The organism is Candidatus Poriferisocius sp. (assembly GCF_965202595.1).
In the GTDB taxonomy this organism is placed as follows: Bacteria; Actinomycetota; Acidimicrobiia; order Acidimicrobiales; family Bin134; genus Poriferisocius.
Genome location: NZ_OZ241836.1, coordinates 1,332,651 through 1,349,312, shown reverse-complemented (window position 1 = coordinate 1,349,312; position 16,662 = coordinate 1,332,651). Strand labels below are relative to the sequence as shown.

Here is a 16,662-nt window from a genome sequence, read left to right as displayed (position 1 = left end):
GAGCCACTGAGATGCCGGCAGCACAAAGACAGGGGAGGTCCGGTGATTGTGTTTCGAGCCAGTATGGGGGTTTGGGTGGGGGAGGTCCGGTGATTGTGTTTCGAGCCGGTATGGGGGTTTGGGTGGGGGAGGTCCGGTGATTGTGTTTCGAGCCGGTATGGGGGTTTGGGTGGGGGAGGTCCGGTGATTGTGTTTCGAGCCGGTATGGGGGTTTGGGTGGGGGAGGTCCGGTGATTGTGTTTCGAGCCGGTATGGGGGTTTGGGTGGGGGAGGTCCGGTGATTGTGTTTCGAGCCGGTAGGCAGATCCCGGCGCGCTCTGAGCTTCATTCGGTGGGTGTGTGTTCGGGCGATGGTTTCGATTGGCCCGAAGGTTTGGACCGCAGGGTGCTGGACGGGCGGGGGTTCGAGGCCAAGCCCGGTCAGGTGGAGATCGTGTCGGGAGCAGACCGCCCGGTGGCGGTGGTAGGGCTGGGGCCACCCGGCCAGGTCACCGCCGCGGTGGTGCGCCGGGCGGGGGCCGAGCTGGCCCGTTCGGCCAAGCGGCTACGGCGCATCACGGTGTCGGTGCTGGATGCCGTGCACTCGGAGCTGGATCGCCGGGAAGCGCTGCGGGCACTGGCCGAGGGGATGGTTCTGGGTTCGTACTCCTACGGGGCCTTCAAAACCGAGCCCGCCCCCAACAAGTTGGCTACGGTCACCATTATCGGCCCGGGGGGCAGGGCGGTAACCGCGGCGCTGGAGCGGGGACGGCGGGTGGCCGAGGCGGTGTGCTTCGCTCGCGACCTGGTGAACGAACCCGGTGGTTCGCTCACTCCCGCCCGGTTCGCCGGCATAGCGCAGGAGGTGGCCGAGCGGGAGGGCCTGGAGGTGTCGGTACTCGACCTGGACGGCATTCGCGAGGCCGGGCTGGGTGGGCTGCTGGGGGTCAACCGGGGGTCGGAGCAGCCCCCCCGGTTTGTGGAGGTGGGCTACACCCCGGCCCCGGAGGTCGAGTGTCGGGGATCGGTGGCGCTGGTGGGCAAGGGGCTGACGTTCGATGCCGGCGGCCTGTCCATCAAGACGGGTACCGGCATGATGACCATGAAGTGCGACATGAGTGGGGGGGCTGCGGTTCTCGGGGTGATGTCCGCCATATCCTCGGTGGCCCCCCCGGTGAGGGTTACCGGTTACATTCCCATGACCGACAACATGCTGGGGGGTGACGCCACTCGACCTGGTGACGTGCTCACGATGGCCAACGGCAAGACCGTGGAGGTGCTCAACACCGATGCCGAGGGCCGGTTGGTGCTGGCTGACGCGTTGTCGGTGGCCTGCCGCACAGAACCCGATGCGGTGGTTGACCTGGCCACCCTCACCGGGGCATGCATGGTGGCGCTGGGCCCGAGGGTGGCCGGGCTAATGGGCAACAACGAGGTATGGGTCGACCAACTGGCTGATGCCGCCGAGCGCACCGGGGAACGAGTGTGGCGGCTACCGCTGCCCGAGGACTACCGGAGTCAACTGGAGTCACCGGTGGCCGACATGAAGAACATCGGAGGGCCCCACGGCGGGGCGCTGGTGGCCGGGTTGTTCCTGTCCAATTTCGTGGCCAAAGGCATCCCCTGGGCCCACCTGGACATTGCCGGTCCGGCGTTCACCGATTCCGAGGACGGGGAGATCACCAAGGGGGGCACCGGTTTTGGTGTACGCTTGCTTTTGGATACGCTGGAGAGGTTTGAGCCCCCAGTACCGGCCTGAGCAAGGCTGAAATTCAGGCCTGGAAGGGACTTCCAAGAATGAAATCGAAAGCGCGAGTGCTTGCTGCGGCCGCGGTCTTCCTGATATCGGTGCTGCCGGTCACGGAGGTCAATGCTCAATCGGAGGCCCATGAGGTTGCTCCTACTTTTCATGGCAAGTCCCGATGGTTCAAGAACCACTACGACTCCAACTACCGGTATGCCTGCCCAGTTGCCAAGTCGGATAAGCAAACTTGGGCAAAGTGGGTCTGGTCCAATATGCCAGCAGGCTACTATAGAATTGAAGTTTATATTCCACCGCATGAAGCGACGGCGGTAGTTACTTACAATATCAGAAGTAACGGCAATGACCCAGTTGTTGACCCGGTACAACTTGTCCAGGCCGAAAAAAGAGGTAGGTGGGCTACAGTTGCCAACTTCAACTATGGTGGAGGGCAGCTTTGGTTGACTTTGAGTAATCATGGCACCAGGTCAAGCGGTGCCTATGACTGGTGCTCCTGGGGTGGTGATCACAGTATTGGAGCAGCGAATGCTCGTCTTATTTCGATAGATGAGAGCGATATGACTGCTTCATCTGAACCTTTAGAACCTGGCAGTTATATTGAGCAAGAGGGCAACAATTACGATAGAACTTTATCGCCATTTTATGAAGACCTATACGCCCAGTACATTGAACAGAGTCCAAACGGAGGCATGTGCGAGGAGTGGAGCACCAGAAGGAAACCGTCAACCAACAAGTTATGGATACTGACATATCCTTGGTATGCTTTCTATCTTGGTGAGTGTACTTCATGGGTTCAATTCAGAGTGAGAGGTACAGTATTGGCGGAATTTGACAATGGGTATGGCCGTGGTGAATCCGGCGGTGGCATTTGGGGTCATGCCGGGCAATGGGACAATATTGCTTCTAAGTTGGGGGGTTTGGGGGTCAAGGTTACCCAAACCCCCAATAAATTTGCAGTGGCTCAATGGAAACCAGGTCGGATTTCAGGGACAAGCATCGGGCATGTTGCTTTTGTGGAAGCAGTGTCTGAGGATGGCAACACTATCTGGGTATCCGAGATGAACCAGAACAACGTCATACTGTGTTATGTGAGCGTGCGGAGCATTGTCCGGGGTACACCTGCTTGGCCCGACAAGTTCATTCAGTTTGGTGAGGTTTGATGGTTTGTTTTCATTCAGTTAGGTAAGTTTTGAGGGTTTTTTCATTCAGTTAGGTGAGGTTTGATGGTTTGTTTTGTCGGGCTGGTTCTGGTTGAGCAGCAGGAATAGCCCGAAGGCACCGGCAGCCAGGAGCGCAACGAGCGGGCCGAGCAGCCACCGGCGGGGGTGAACGAGCTGGTCGATGGCCTCCACCGACCAGAGGGCCGCGGCGATCCCAGCCGCGCTGGCCAGGATGTTGATCACGACATGGCGGGCAGTGGCGGGCATTGCAGTCCGTCCGAAGCATCCGCAGGGCACCGCCGACCCTGAGCGGATCATGGCCCCGGCCACCATCGCGAACCCCGAGTAGAGAACGGCCAGGCCGATCGCCGGCCCCACGCCGCCCAGCACGAAGGCTCCCACCGCCACCGCCAGCTCCGCGATACCCAGTACCCGAACCATCCACAAATGGTGGGGGAGCCCCAGCCGGGCCAGAGCCACCGACGCGGGCTCGGGGGTGATGGCCTTGGCCGCTCCGGCCCCCCCCAACAGAAGCGCGACCATCAGGTAAACCGCAACCACTACGTACATCGGGGATCAGCGCACGAAACGTTTCCCGCCGGTCACGGTTGCCCTACCGGCGAGCGCCTGCACCTCGGGCGTATCGGGGGTCAGCGCACGAAACGGCGCAGGACGTGCCGGCGGCGGTCGGCATTAAGGGCGGCCCTGTCATCTGCGCTGAGGCGGGGGGTGTCGGGGTGGAGGCAGCCATCCACACTGGTCATCGCCAGCAGTTTCAGCGACGGCACCGGCACGGTATCGGCATTGTTCCACCGGTAGGTTATTGCCCCTTGGGGGCAGCCGCTCAGGGCTATCCAGTTCTGGATGCCGGGATCGCGGTGGGAGATGACCACCCGCAGAACACCATCGGGATCGAGGCGGGCCTGGGAATCGTTGAGGGTGGTTGGAAGGTTCACGTAGTCCAGGCTCTGGAACCACGTATCACCCACCTGGATGTTCCAGTACCGGCAGTTCGGCGGGGTCACCTCCAGCAGCAGAGCCTGATCTTGGGCCACCTCGTACCAGCACTGGCCGTAGGATTGCTGGTCACTGCCGCCGAGGCCGGATTCGCTCACCTTGTGCTCGGGAACGTGGGCGAAGGAGTTGATCTGGCCCTGGTCGCGCTGGGCCAGGGCGAAATCGGTCCAGAACTTGGGCACGGTACTGATCTCGTCGGCCAGGTCGTCCAGTCGCAGGGAGGTCAGTTCCGGGTCCAACCGGGTGGGTGGTCCGGTCGGGTCCAGGCACTCCAGGTAAAGCTGGGCGTGCTCCTCGGTGCTCCAGTCGGAAAAGAACTGGCGCACGAACAACCGGCATGTCCGGGGCTCGAGTTGATACCAGTTGCCGGGGTGGTTGCCGGGGTCGGGGTTGGGGCTGAACACCACGTCTATACGACCGCCGCCGGTATCGATCAGGTCGGGACTGCCGACATTGAGCAGTTGGGTGATGCGGCCCCGCCCGAACCGCAGATCCATGAGCGACAGCCCCAGATAGCGCAAGGTGTCGATGCGGCCGGTGAGACGGTAGGTTCGGCTGAGGTCCACCGGTGCCGACATGTACAGCCCGTCGGGGTTGTCCTGGCCCACCTTGGAGGGGAAGACCCAGCCGAGTTCGGGGCGGTCGGTGTCATTGTTCTCGATTGCCCGGTCGATGGCCCAGCAGAGCATGCGGAGCTGATGGCGCAAACCCTCGGCCTGCTCGGAGGCATCCACCCCCAGTTGGGGGTCGAAGATGTAATCGGCCGACTTCTTGAGCGAGTCGCACAGCCGTTCCCAGGAGGCTCTCAGGTTGTTGTCCATCCCCCAATGTCTAGCCGGATATCCGGGACCGAGCCCGATTTGACCCCACCCAGGCCGTATCAGGCCATGCCGGCAGGGGTCAGGGGGTGATGGGCCGAGTGGGAGCGCTGGAGGTGCTTGGGCAAGCGACGGAGCTGGGAGTGGTTGAGCGGGGGTAACCGGCGGCGGATGGCGTAGCTGGCATGGCCCTCGGCAGCCAGCCGGAACATCACCAGCCGCTGGAAGGTCCGGTGAAGTCCGCCCCGGGGCCCGGCTTTGGGGCTGATCCCCAATTGCAGGGCAGTGGCGCTGACCCAGAGCTCGAACCCGTCCGGGCGCTTCTCGAGCTCGTGGGCGATGTAGCGCATGAGCCAGGCGGCGGTGGGGCCGATCACCCCCAGCCAGAACTGTTCGACATATCTCGAGCGGGGGTCGTACCCGTTCTCCTCGGTCATGATGTCGAGCCAGGGCTCAATCCACAATGATGAGTGAGTAAAGCTGGAGCTCATGGAAGGACTACTTCTGCCGGCTGGTGCCGTGCTGGCTATGGGGAGGAAGATTTAGATACATATTGCTACTTTTCATGTAACCCTGTCAAGGGCCCTGCTGATTATTTTTGGCAGTTCGGCGTCTGGAGGGTGGAATCGAGGCCGGGGTTGGAAAAATCGGACTAACCCGGTAGGATTTGTGGGGAATAGTTTCCGAGCAACCCCGACGCTTTGCTCCCGTACCGAGGTGACCGTTGCCATGCCCACCTTCAGAGAAATGCTCAGAGCCGCCAAGGCGGAGATCCGGGAGACCGATCCGGCCGGGGCCGAGGCGATGCTGGCCCGGGGGGCGGTGCTGCTCGATGTCAGGGAACCCGACGAGTTCGAGCAGGGGGCGGTGCCCGGTTCCATCCACATTCCCCGGGGCAACCTGGAACCCAACGTGGAGAACCGGTTACCGGCCAAGAACGCCCCGGTGGTGGTCATGTGCGCGGGCGGGGTGCGCTCGGCGTTCGCCGCTCGAACGCTCCAGGAGATGGGCTACGGCGATGTGGTTTCCATGGATGGGGGGTTCAACCGCTGGAAGGACGAGGGTCGTGACTGGTCCCTGCCGGTGTCGCTCTCTGCGGAGCAGCGCAACCGATATCACCGTCACTTGCTGCTACCCGAGGTGGGCACCGAGGGGCAGCTAAAACTGCTGGAGGCCAAGGTTCTGTGCCTGGGTGCCGGTGGGCTGGGCTCCCCGGCAGCCCTTTATCTGGCCGCGGCGGGAGTGGGCACCGTTGGCATCGTGGACATGGATGTGGTGGATGCCTCCAACCTTCAGCGCCAGATCCTCCACAACGTGGACCGGGTGGGGGAACGCAAGGTGGACTCGGCCAAAAAGACGCTCAACGCCCTGAACCCCGATGTGAACGTGGTGACCTATGACGTGCGGCTGGGGGCCGACAACATCTTGAACATAATCCGGGATTACGACGTGATCGTGGACGGGGCTGACAACTTCCCGGTTCGCTACATGCTCAACGATGCCTCGGTGAAGTTGGGGATTCCAGTGGTTCACGGGTCGATCTTCCGGTTCGAGGGCCAGGTCACGGTGTTCGATCCTCGCAACGGCCCCACTTACCGGGACATGATTCCCGAGCCGCCACCGGCCGAGATGGCCCCGAGCTGTGCCGAGGCCGGGGTACTGGGAGTGCTGCCCGGCATCGTGGGGTCGATTCAGGCGCTGGAGGCCATGAAGCTGATCCTGGGACTCGGCGACACCCTGGTGGGACGGCTGCTGGCGTTCGATGCCGCCGAGATGTCGTTCCGGGAGTACAGGTTGCACCCGGACCCGGAGCAGCCCATCACCTGGGAGAACCGCGACAGGATAAGGATCGTGGAACTAGACGGCCTTTGCGCTCCCGCTCCCATCGGCTAGTCGTTCCGATCCTGTTGACCAGGCGTTCCCGCCGCTCCCATCGTCTGGTCGTTCCGATCCTCGAGCTCTCGCCGGAGTAGGGCAACCTCTTCCATCAGCACCTGGATGCGCTGTTCGGTTCGGTTCAGTTCCCACGAGTACTGCACCAGCACGATCAGCACGAAGCTCAGGGCGGCCATGAACACCAGCGAAGGGGTGTAGTCCACCCCGAGCCAGCCGCCCACGGTGTCGGCAACGTCGGGGGCGGTGGCCAGTACCAGCATCATGGCCGAGGTTGCCGTCCACAACAACCCGTACTTGGAGCCCATGCCGCCCCGGCGTTGGAGCTTGAGGATGATAAGCACCACTGCGGCGGCCAGCAGGGCAGAGACGATGCGGGCGGTGAGGCTCACGAACGACCTCCTATGGAGACAGGCCTGCCTGAACGGGCGTGTAGCCATCGCCGGTATGCGGTGAGGCTCACGAACGACCTCCTATGGAGACAGCGAGCAGAGTTCGCAGGTAGTGATAGGCCAGGGCCGCCCCCCGAGCCGAGGGTCGGCCTCCCTGGCGGGGGGCCATCGTCACCGGTACCTCGGCAATGGCCATCCCTGCCCGGGCCGCGAGGGACAGACCGACCAGGTTGTCGAGGAAACCGGTGGGCAGTTCTCGGGAGAACAAGTCGATGCACGGTCTTGACAGGGCCCAGAACCCCGATGTGGGATCGGTAAGCGATACATCGTAGCGATGGCGGAGCACCCTACCGGCCAGTCTCATGGCTGACCGCCGGGTGGTTGACACCCGGTAGGGGGCAGGGCAGTCAGGATGAAACCGGCTGCCCAGCACGAGGTCGGCCCCCGAGTCGCGGGCAGCCAGTAGGGTGGGAATCTCGGTGGCAATGTGCTGACCATCGGCATCGAGCACCAGCGCGTGATCCCATTGGCGGTCGGCGGCGTATCGGAACCCCAATCGTAGGGCGGCCCCGTACCCCAGATTGATCGGAAACCTCAGGACCGTGGCCCCGGCGGCGGTTGCCGTTTCGAACGTGTGATCGATCGAACCGTCATCGATCACGACGACTTCGGCCCGGCCGGAGCAAACCCGCTGTACCTCGGTTATGACCTCCCCAACCGTAGCCTCCTCGTTGTGGGCTGGGATCACCGCGATCAGCTTCGCCATGCACATGGTCGAAGCCTAAGCCGCAAGCTTGTCGATCCTGCCGGAGAGTTCGGTGCGTACTTCGTCGATCTTGCCGTCGAGCCTGTCGATCTTGTCGTCAAGCTTGTCGATCCTGCCGGAGAGTTCGGTGCGTACTTCGTCGATCTTGCCGTCGAGCCTGTCGATCCTGCTGGAGAGTTCGGTGCGTACTTCGTCGATCTTGCCGTCGAGCCTGTCGATCTTGTCGTCAAGCTTGTCGATCCTGCTGGAGAGTTCGGTGCGTACTTCGTCGATCTTGCCGTCGAGCCTGTCGATCTTGTCGTCGAGCTTGTCGATTTTGCCGGAGAGCTCGGTGCGCAATTCAGAAAACCCCAGGTCGATCCTGCTGGAGATTGCTAACAGCCGGTTGTCCAAGCTCCGGGCGAAAGTCACGACCACCGTAATGAACCCTGCCCCCAGAACGCTGATCAACGATACGTATATCCCGGTTACCATGTTCCCGACCTTCCGGTGGTTACCCTCCTTGGGCCATCATAGCCTATGCCCAACGGTGTCCAGGTTTAATTTTATTGCCGGCGTGGCTAGGTGGCGACACCGGCGAGGGCGGCTCCGGCGGTGGCCAGTACCACAGCGGTGGTGGCCCAGCGGATCGACCGGTTGCTGAGAACAGGCACAACGGCGGCCACCGCGAAGGGTAACAACGACAACCCGTACCGGGGGTTGGTGTCGAAGTAGATCTCGAACGACAGGTAGCTGGAGACCATGGTTATAACGCCGGTGGCAACCATGGCGACCACGGCCGCCCCGGTGAGCGCTCGGTGTTTCGATCCCGAGGGTGCGAATGCCGCCACCGCTCCCAGGCCGGCGATGAGCAGAAGATTGATGAGATCCCCCAGCGGATCCAGCAGGTTACGAGGCAAACTGTCGGGCACGAACGCATCCCGCAAAGGGGTGACCGCCGAGAACAGCTCCTGGCCCAGCCGGTCCCACTGGAAGCTGTTCACCTTGTGGACGGCAATGGTCGGTAGTTGCTCGGCGGGGATGTGGCCCCGGGCATCCTGTAATGCCGACCAACTGATTATGGAGGCCAAAACCAGGGCGATGGCGGTTCCCCCCACCACCACCAGGCTCCCGATCCGCACACCATGGATGCGGCCCGAGCGAGATTCTCCACCATGGATGCGGCCTCGCTGTTGCCAGACTCGGATGCCGAGGTACAGCACGGCCGCGCCCACCGCCACCGAGTTCGTGAACTTGAGCCACACCGCCACCAGCGCGGCCAGCGGCAGCAGCCACCCCGGAGCCCGGCCCTTCTCCCAGTCCAGGGCAGCGGCCAGCACCAGGGCCCCGCCCAGCAGGGCGGTGACATCGGGATTGATGATGGACGACTCGTGCAGCACGGTGGGCGATGCCGTCAGAAGACCGATCAGCAGGGCCTTGATCCAGATCGTGGTTCCCAGGCCGGCCAGCAGATACCACAGCACCACCGCGGCGGCCCCAAGCCACAGGATGCCTACCAATCGGGCCCCCGTTACCCTGCTATCCACTCCGGGTACCGCATCCAGGACCGCGGCCCCCAGCGCCGTGGTGGTGTAGTACACCGGAGGGTGGGTGGATGCGGTGTTGAGACCCGAGTTCGGGAACTGGTCGGGGGACATCAAAAGCGACCGGCAGTTCGGCAGCCGAACTCGGGCAACGCTGCCGGGGCGGAGCTGAGCCACTCCCTTCTCACCGGTACGGTGCAGCCAACCGTTGAGGTCGTCGATGGCCAGCCGCAGGGGGTAGTCGATGCCCCGGCAGGCGGCCTCCTCCATGGCCTCCCGCCCTATCGAGTCGCCGTGGCGAGGTATGTGGAAGGGCGACTTGAGGGTGTAGTCCATGTGTTGGAGCTCGTCGATATGGGAAAGGGTCGGATGGTCACGGACATGAAGCCCCACCAGCACCGCCACTACCACCAGCACCGTTGCCAGCGCCACCCGGTCCCAGCTCGTGACGCTCACTGGCCAAACTTGAACATGATTGCGGGTTCTGGAGTCACCTCAGAGTCGGGCCAGCAAATCTTCTGGTTCGGATACCGGAGCCTCGCAGGTGTAGTCGCGGCAGACGTAGGCCAGTCCCTGGGTACGGTTGTTCCACAGGGGCGAGTCGTAGGGCTCGCCCCAGGCCAGCACCGTGTTGGGTCGGTAAGCGTTGCGCACCGCGTCGAGCAGGTCGGGGCGGTCACCGCCGATCACCACCTCGGTGAGGCCGGTGGCGTTCATGTCGGCCGCCTCCAGCAGATGGCCGAAGCCGCTGGGGTGGTCGGCTGCCACCCCGCCCAGAAGGGTCAGGATGTCCCGGGCCCGGTCGAGGTAGTGGGACCGCCCGGTAAGGGTGCCCAGCCGCAGCAGGGCAACCGCGGCCGCACTGTTGGCCGAGGGGAGGGCGTTATCGGTGATCTCCTTGGGCCGGAAGATCAGTTTCTCAGCGTCGGTGCCGGTGGTGAACACCCCGCCCCGCTCGTGGTCCCAGAACAGCTCCAGCAGCCCGTCGGCCGCGGCGACGGCCTCATTGATCCACCGGGCCTGGCCAGAGGTCTCACCCAGGCGGGTGAAGGCATCGACCACTGCGGCGTAGTCGGCGGCATAGGCCAGGTGACGAGCCCGGGCCGGCTGGTTTCCGTCACCGGCCTGCCAGGAACGCAACCAGCGGCCGTCGGATCGGCGGAGTCGGTCGAGCAGGAACCCGCCGTTCTTGATCGCGGCTTCCAACCATTGCTGGTTCCCGGTGGCCGCGGCGGCCTCGGCCAGCGCAGCCAGCATCAGGCCGTTCCACTCCAGCAGCACCTTGTCGTCCAGGCCGGGCGGGATGCGTAGATTCCGGGCTGACAGCAACTTCTCCCGGGATAGTTCCACGCCGGCCGGGCGTACCAGATCACCCCGAACCGGTCGCCACAAGATGTTGTGGCCCTCGAAGTTGCCGGCCTCGGTCACCCCGTACCACGCCATGAACTCGGCCCCGGCGTTGCCCAGAACCGCGGTGATCTGGTCGGGGGTCCATACGTAGAACCGGCCCTCCTCGCCCTCGGAGTCGGCATCGAGGGCTGAGTAGAACCCCCCGCTGTCATGCCGCAGATCCCGCAGCACGAAACCGATGGTTTCCTCCAGCACCTGCCGGAAGCGACTCCGGCCGGTCACCTGCCACGCGTGCAGGTACAGGCGGGTGAGTAGGGCGTTGTCGTACAGCATCTTCTCGAAGTGGGGTACGATCCACTGGGAATCCACCGAGTAACGGCTGAACCCTCCTCCCAGATGGTCGTAGATACCTCCCGAGGCCATGGCGTCCAGCGAGTTGATCACCATGTTGAGCACGTCACCGTCGCCGCTGTGGAGGTAGGAGCGCATCAGCACTTCGAGGCACATGGTGTGGGGGAACTTGGGCGCACCTCCGAAGCCCCCCCAGGCCGCGTCGTACTGCCGGCGCAGCACGGCGGTGGCCCGGTTCAACCCGTTGGCATCATCCCCGGTGGCCCGGTTCAACCCGTCAGTAGCCTCCTCGGTGGCCCGGTTCAACCCGTTGGCATCATCCCCGGTGGCCCGGTTCAACCCGTCAGTAGCCTCCTCGGTGGCCCGGTTCAACCCGTTGGCATCATCCCCGGTGGCCCGGTTCAACCCGTCAGTAGCCTCCTCGGTGGCTGGGCCGGCGGGATCGGGTTGGATCAGAGCGGTGCGATTCAGCGACCGGGTGATCTGATCGGCCTGGTGGTTCACCTCCGGGCGGCGATTGATCCACACATCATGGATGCGGTGCATGATCTCGGTGAACGCCGGCATCTGGCCCCGACCGATCTTCGGATAGTAGGTGCCACCATGGAACGGGTGCCCGTCGGGGGTCATGAATACGGTCATGGGCCACCCGCCCCGACCGGTGAGCGACTGGACCGCTTCCATGTAAATGGCATCCACGTCGGGGCGTTCCTCCCGGTCCACCTTGATGTTGATGAACAAGTCATTCATCACCGCAGCGGTGGCTGGGTCCTCGAACGATTCATGGGCCATGACGTGGCACCAGTGGCAGGCCGAGTATCCCACCGACAGCAAGATGGGCTTGTCCGCGGCTCGGGCGGCGGCGAAAGCCTCCTCACCCCACGGGTACCAGTCCACCGGGTTGTCGGCGTGCTGGCGTAGATAGGGGCTGGTCTCCTCGCCCAATCGGTTCATGCTCCACGACTCTACCGATTGTCGGCCACGAGGCAGGATTGGCGGTAATGGGGTTGGGGATGCCAACAGCCCGACTCTACCGATTGCCGGCCATGAGACAGGATTGGCAAGACTCTACCGATTGCCGGCCACGAGTCAGGATTGGCGGTAATGGGGTTGGGAATGCCAACAGCCCGACTCTACCGATTGCCGGCCATGAGACAGGATTGGCAAGACTGGCCAGGTGAGGCTGTGGATAGAGGGAAACCGGGTCTTCCTCCAGTTGGCACGTCCTCGGGCCGGCCGGACCGGATCGTTGGGGCTCTGGGTGCAGGGGGCTCGGTTGCGAACGCTTCCCGCGGCGTTCGTTCCGGTGGCGGTGGGCACCGCCGTGGCCGTTCCCGACACGGTGGTGGAGAGGGCCATTGTTGCTCTGGTCGTGGCTGTCGCCCTCCAGATAGGGGTGAACTACGCCAACGACTACTCGGACGGGATCAGGGGTACCGATGCCAACCGGCTGGGTCCGGCCCGGCTGGTGGGGGGCGACCTGATGGAGCCCGCCCGGGTTCGGCGAGCCGCGTTCGGATGGTTCGCTGTGGCTGCCGGGGCCGGCCTGGCGCTGAGCATCGCTGTGAGTCCGTGGCTGGTGGCGGTGGGGGTGGCCTGCGTAGCGGCGGCCTGGTACTACACCGGGGGCCGGCGACCCTACGGTTACACCGGCTTTGGAGAGTTGTCGGTCTTTGTGTTCTTCGGGCTGGTGGCCACCGCGGGCACGGCTTACGTGCAGACCGAGGAATTGGTCGAGACGCTGACCGGGGTGGCCATCGTCGCGGGAGCATCGGTGGGGCTGATGGCTTGCGCGCTTTTGATGGCCAACAACTTGCGCGACATCCCCCAGGACCGGGCATCAGGCAAGGTAACCCTGGCGGTTCGCCTGGGTCACCGCCGGGCGGCCTTGCTCTATACCGTCCTCGTGCTGGCCGCCATTGCCGCCGCTACCGCACTGACCGTAGCCCACCCCTGGACGCTGATGTGCCTGGCGGTGCTCCCGCTGGCCATCCCCAGCCTGCGAATCGCCCTATCCTCGGCATCGCCCATCCCCCTGCGCAACCAGACCGCCCGCCTGCACCTCGCGCTAGGGGCTCTGCTCACCGCCGGCCTGGCCATCTAGCGGCAGAACCGATTGAGGATCCACCGGGTTGGAGGGTATCCGGGTGGCGGTTATGAGTTGGGCGATACCGCCGGAGAGCGGCATCCGCCGGATCGAGTCAAATCCGTGACTGGCTAGAAGGGCCAGCATCTCTGGGGTGGGGGGAAGGTAGGCAACCGATCGGGGCAGGTACTCATAGGCGGCACGGTCGGACAGCAAGCCCCCGATCCTGGGCATCACCTTGCCGAAGTAGAACCGATGCCCGGCTCGCAGCACCGGGTTGGTCGGCTGGGCCACCTCAAGCAGCGAGACCCGACCCCCGGGGCGGACGACCCGGGCCAGCTCGGCGAACAACTTGTCGAGGTCCGCCACGTTCCTTAGGGCAAACCCGCAGGTTGCCCCGTCGGCGCTTTGGGCCGGAACCGGCAAGTGCAGGATGTCGGCCAGCACCAGTGGCGCTCGGGTTCGGGCCGCTTGCAACATTCCCGGCGACAGGTCGAAGCCCAGCGGGTTGTGCCCGGCCGCCTTCAGGTCGCGGCACAGATCACCGGTGCCGCAAGCCAGATCCAACACCCGGGATCCGGCGGGCAGGTTCAACTCCCGGACCGATCGCCGCCGCCACCGCCGGTCCATGCCGAAGGTCAACAGCCGGTTGAGCAGGTCGTAGCGGGGGGCGATGGTGTCGAACATGGAACGCACCGTGGCTACCTTGTCCTGGCCCCGGGGCAGAGCTGGGTCGGTGGTCATCGGCACTCCAACCGGTAGACCTGCTTTCCAACCGACTTGACACTGGAGCGTTCGGAGGGGTCGGTGGTCATCGGCGCTCCAACCGGTAGGCCCGGTTGGTGGAGTGGTGGGCGAAACCCAGGGCGCGGTAGGTAGCCACCGCGGGCTGGTTGTCGGATTCCACGTATAAGAAGCCCACGGTTAGACCCTGGTCGTGCAGATGGTCCAGCCCGGCCAGGGTCATGGGTTTGCCCAGCCCCTGGCCATGGAAGTCGGGGTCCACCGCGATGGCGTAAATCTCACCCCCCGGTGGGGTCTCGTCGGGATGGACCTTGGTCCAGCAGAAGCCGGCCAGGCGGTCGCGGTTCTCGTAGAGCCGGAACCCCTCGGCGTCGAACCAGCTTTCGGCCATCAGACGGTTCAGATCGGCGAGGGTCAATCCGCCCTGTTCCGGGTGCCAGTGGAACGCCCGATTGTTGACCTCGAGGAAAGCCTCATCGTCCTTGCCGGGTACGAAGGATCGGGTGGTGAGGGTGGAGCGACCAGCCGGCAGCGACCGCTGCATGCGCCACAGATCCCGGTAGGGCTGAAAGCCCAGGACCCCGGCGAATGGATCGTCACCGGATTCGATACTTTCGATCCAGAGCTGTACCGGTTCCCCCTGGTCAACCTGGTCGAGCAGCGCCCTGATCTCATTGGCGGTGTTGCTGTTCCGGGGCCGATCGGCCCCGACTGTGATCGACCACGCGAACTCTCCCCGCTCCGGGCGGTCAACCGTTAGCGTCATCCGAGCCCCATGATCCCTGGGATGCATTGGTCGAGCAGTGTCGGTTCCGGGCGGTCAACCGTTAGCGTCATCCGAGCCCCATGATCCCTGGGATGCATTGGTCGAGCAGTGTCGGTTCCGGGCGGTCAACCGTTAGCGTCATCCGAACCACGGTAGCGCCGAACATGGGGAACCGGGCGCTACCATCCCGGCAATGGCAAAACCCCGTACTCCCAAGGGCCGGGCCCGGCGAACACACGAGCTTTTGGCCGAGGAATACCCCGAGGCGGTGTGCGAGTTGGACCACGCCAACCCGTTCCAACTCCTGGTGGCCACCATCCTGTCGGCCCAGTGCACCGACAAGCGAGTGAACATGGTCACCCCCCAACTGTTCGCGGCCTATCCCACCCCGCAAGATCTAGCCGAAGCTCCTTTGGCGCATGTGGAGGAGCTGGTCCGGTCCACGGGCTTCTATGCCACCAAGGCCCGCAACATTGTGGGCATGGCTCAGGACCTGGTGGATCACTTCGGTGGTGAGGTGCCCGGCAAGCTGGCCGATCTGGTCAGCCTGCCCGGTGTGGGTCGCAAGACCGCCAACGTGGTTCGCAGCGTGGCCCTGGGCCGGCCCGGCCTGCCGGTGGATACCCATGTGTCCCGAATAACCCGCCTGCTGGGGATCACCGAGCACAAGGATCCGGTAAAAATCGAGATGGAGCTGAACCCGATGGTGCCGGCGGCCGAGCGGGGGGAGTTCTCCCTTCGGCTCATTCTCCACGGTCGCCGGGTGTGCATCGCCCGCCGCCCCCGCTGCCACGAATGCATCCTGGCTGATTTCTGCCCTTCCGCGGGCCGGTAATGGCAAGGTACTAGGGTTCTGTCCACTGGAGTCCCACTGCGCTCGCATTCCAGTAGGAGGGGATAAGGCCGGCCATGAAAGCAGCACGAATTGTTGACGGGCAACTGGAGGTAGGGACGTTGGACGCGGCCCCACTCAAGCCATGAAAGCAGCACGAATTGTTGACGGGCAACTGGGCATCCTGGATGTCCCCACCCCGGAACCGGGTTACGAGGAGGCGCTTATCCGCATCAGCTCCTCGGGGGTGTGCCACTCCGATCTCCACCTGGCCCGGGGCGACTGGCTGGGCGTTTCCGGCATCGAGGTACTGGGCCATGAAGCCATCGGGGTGGTCGCGGCACTGGGACCGGGGGCTGAGCGTTACAGCCGGGTGGGGGATCGGGTAATCCTGGGTTTGGGGGGAACCGGTGGTGGCTACTGGTGCGGGGCCTGCGAGTACTGCCTGCGCGGGGAGCCCCGGCACTGTCCCCAGACCCGGGGAATCATGGGTACCTTTGCCGAGCAGTTCTGCGTGTGGGCCAAGTCGCTGGTGGTACTGCCCGACACGGTGGGTGACCACGAGGCTGCGCTGGCCTGCGGCGGGCTCACCGCCTACGGGGCGGTGAAGAAGCTGTTCCGCCACCAGGTTCCCCCGGGCCGCTGGGTGGCCATCGTTGGAGCAGCCGGTGGGTTGGGGCATTATGCGGTCCAAATCGCCGGGGCACTGGGTTACAAAGTGGTGGGCATAGACATCGGAGCCGACCGGCTGGCGTTCGTGGAGTCGCTGGGCGCGGACATCGCGGTCAGCGCCGATGATGCCCTCACGGTGGTGCCTCAGGAGGTCGGTGGGGTGGATGCCAGCCTGGTGTTCTCGGCCCGCATGGCCGGATTCAACCTGGGCCTAAGGTTGCTGCGTCCCAAGGGCCTGTTCGTGGCCGTCGGTCTGCCTCCCACCAGTGAGGGCAATCTTGAGCTCAACCCGTTCGAGTTCTTCGCCCGGGACCCCACCCTCATCTATTCGGCCGTCGGAACCGTTCAGGACATGCGCGAGTTGGTGGATATGGCATCCGCCGGCCAGGTTGCCACCCATGTGGGGCGCACCGGTGCCCTGTCCGAGCTGGACACGATCTTCAACGAGCTGGAGGCGGGGAAATACGTAGGCCGAGCAATCATCGACGACCTGGCCGGTTAGCAATCAACAATAACCGGGCTGCTGAGCAGGACCCGGATTTGGGTGACCA

The 16,662-nt window shown here is 64.2% G+C and carries 16 protein-coding genes; 6 read left to right on the top strand and 10 right to left on the bottom strand.

Annotated features, from left to right (window positions below; all coding sequences use genetic code 11):
* Positions 1 to 331 precede the first annotated feature (331 nt).
* A complete protein-coding gene (locus ACOGXC_RS06345) occupies positions 332 to 1,738 on the top strand; it encodes a leucyl aminopeptidase (protein WP_419919853.1) in 1,407 nt (468 codons plus the stop codon).
* Positions 1,739 to 1,776: 38 nt separating this feature from the next.
* The gene (locus tag ACOGXC_RS06340; protein ID WP_419919852.1) at positions 1,777 to 2,901 is read left to right on the top strand and encodes a CHAP domain-containing protein; all 1,125 of its coding nucleotides are present in this window, start codon (positions 1,777 to 1,779) and stop codon (positions 2,899 to 2,901) included.
* Positions 2,902 to 2,946: 45 nt separating this feature from the next.
* Here ACOGXC_RS06340 and ACOGXC_RS06335 read toward each other — a convergent pair whose 3' ends face one another.
* The 3 genes from ACOGXC_RS06335 to ACOGXC_RS06325 form a co-directional block, all read right to left on the bottom strand.
* Positions 2,947 to 3,471, bottom strand: coding sequence for a MauE/DoxX family redox-associated membrane protein (locus tag ACOGXC_RS06335; RefSeq protein WP_419919851.1), 525 nt, complete (start codon positions 3,469 to 3,471; stop codon positions 2,947 to 2,949).
* A gap of 80 nt (positions 3,472 to 3,551) precedes the next feature.
* The gene (locus ACOGXC_RS06330; RefSeq protein ID WP_419919850.1) at positions 3,552 to 4,739 is read right to left on the bottom strand and encodes a DUF1214 domain-containing protein; all 1,188 of its coding nucleotides are present in this window, start codon (positions 4,737 to 4,739) and stop codon (positions 3,552 to 3,554) included.
* A 59-nt stretch (positions 4,740 to 4,798) separates the two neighbouring features.
* Positions 4,799 to 5,227, bottom strand: a complete 429-nt coding sequence (locus tag ACOGXC_RS06325) for a hypothetical protein (protein ID WP_419919849.1) — start codon at positions 5,225 to 5,227, stop codon at positions 4,799 to 4,801.
* Positions 5,228 to 5,465: 238 nt separating this feature from the next.
* On the opposite strand from ACOGXC_RS06325, the gene moeB reads away from it, so the two are divergent.
* Entirely contained in the window at positions 5,466 to 6,629 is a 1,164-nt protein-coding gene (moeB, locus tag ACOGXC_RS06320; RefSeq protein ID WP_419920030.1) for a molybdopterin-synthase adenylyltransferase MoeB, read from the top strand.
* Here moeB and ACOGXC_RS06315 read toward each other — a convergent pair.
* The 5 genes from ACOGXC_RS06315 to ACOGXC_RS06295 form a co-directional block, all read right to left on the bottom strand.
* Positions 6,626 to 7,021: a DUF2304 domain-containing protein gene (locus ACOGXC_RS06315; RefSeq protein ID WP_419919848.1), complete on the bottom strand. Its 396-nt coding sequence runs from the start codon at positions 7,019 to 7,021 to the stop codon at positions 6,626 to 6,628. The two genes, moeB and ACOGXC_RS06315, sit on opposite strands and share 4 nt — an antisense overlap.
* A 67-nt stretch (positions 7,022 to 7,088) precedes the next feature.
* Entirely contained in the window at positions 7,089 to 7,793 is a 705-nt protein-coding gene (locus ACOGXC_RS06310) for a glycosyltransferase family 2 protein (protein ID WP_419919847.1), read from the bottom strand.
* Positions 7,794 to 7,802: 9 nt separating this feature from the next.
* Positions 7,803 to 8,261 (bottom strand): coiled-coil domain-containing protein, encoded by a 459-nt coding sequence (locus ACOGXC_RS06305; protein WP_419919846.1) that lies wholly within the window; start codon positions 8,259 to 8,261, stop codon positions 7,803 to 7,805.
* 86 nt (positions 8,262 to 8,347) lie between these two features.
* Positions 8,348 to 9,766 (bottom strand): hypothetical protein, encoded by a 1,419-nt coding sequence (locus ACOGXC_RS06300; RefSeq protein WP_419919845.1) that lies wholly within the window; start codon positions 9,764 to 9,766, stop codon positions 8,348 to 8,350.
* A gap of 39 nt (positions 9,767 to 9,805) precedes the next feature.
* Complete coding sequence (locus tag ACOGXC_RS06295; RefSeq protein ID WP_419919844.1) at positions 9,806 to 11,965, bottom strand: thioredoxin domain-containing protein; 2,160 nt, start codon at positions 11,963 to 11,965, stop codon at positions 9,806 to 9,808.
* Positions 11,966 to 12,287: 322 nt separating this feature from the next.
* On the opposite strand from ACOGXC_RS06295, the gene ACOGXC_RS06290 reads away from it, so the two are divergent.
* Complete coding sequence (locus tag ACOGXC_RS06290; RefSeq protein WP_419919843.1) at positions 12,288 to 13,115, top strand: 1,4-dihydroxy-2-naphthoate polyprenyltransferase; 828 nt, start codon at positions 12,288 to 12,290, stop codon at positions 13,113 to 13,115.
* Here ACOGXC_RS06290 and ACOGXC_RS06285 read toward each other — a convergent pair.
* The gene (locus tag ACOGXC_RS06285; protein ID WP_419919842.1) at positions 13,080 to 13,841 is read right to left on the bottom strand and encodes a ubiquinone/menaquinone biosynthesis methyltransferase; all 762 of its coding nucleotides are present in this window, start codon (positions 13,839 to 13,841) and stop codon (positions 13,080 to 13,082) included. The two genes, ACOGXC_RS06290 and ACOGXC_RS06285, sit on opposite strands and share 36 nt — an antisense overlap.
* 67 nt (positions 13,842 to 13,908) lie before the next feature.
* Positions 13,909 to 14,607, bottom strand: coding sequence for a mycothiol synthase (gene mshD, locus ACOGXC_RS06280; RefSeq protein ID WP_419919841.1), 699 nt, complete (start codon positions 14,605 to 14,607; stop codon positions 13,909 to 13,911).
* Positions 14,608 to 14,800: 193 nt separating this feature from the next.
* Between mshD and nth the strand changes: the two genes are divergently transcribed.
* The gene (gene nth, locus ACOGXC_RS06275; RefSeq protein ID WP_419919840.1) at positions 14,801 to 15,442 is read left to right on the top strand and encodes an endonuclease III; all 642 of its coding nucleotides are present in this window, start codon (positions 14,801 to 14,803) and stop codon (positions 15,440 to 15,442) included.
* 142 nt (positions 15,443 to 15,584) lie between these two features.
* Positions 15,585 to 16,613 carry an alcohol dehydrogenase catalytic domain-containing protein gene (locus ACOGXC_RS06270; RefSeq protein ID WP_419919839.1) on the top strand — a complete coding sequence of 343 codons (1,029 nt, stop codon included), beginning with the start codon at positions 15,585 to 15,587 and terminating at the stop codon, positions 16,611 to 16,613.
* Positions 16,614 to 16,662: the final 49 nt, after the last annotated feature.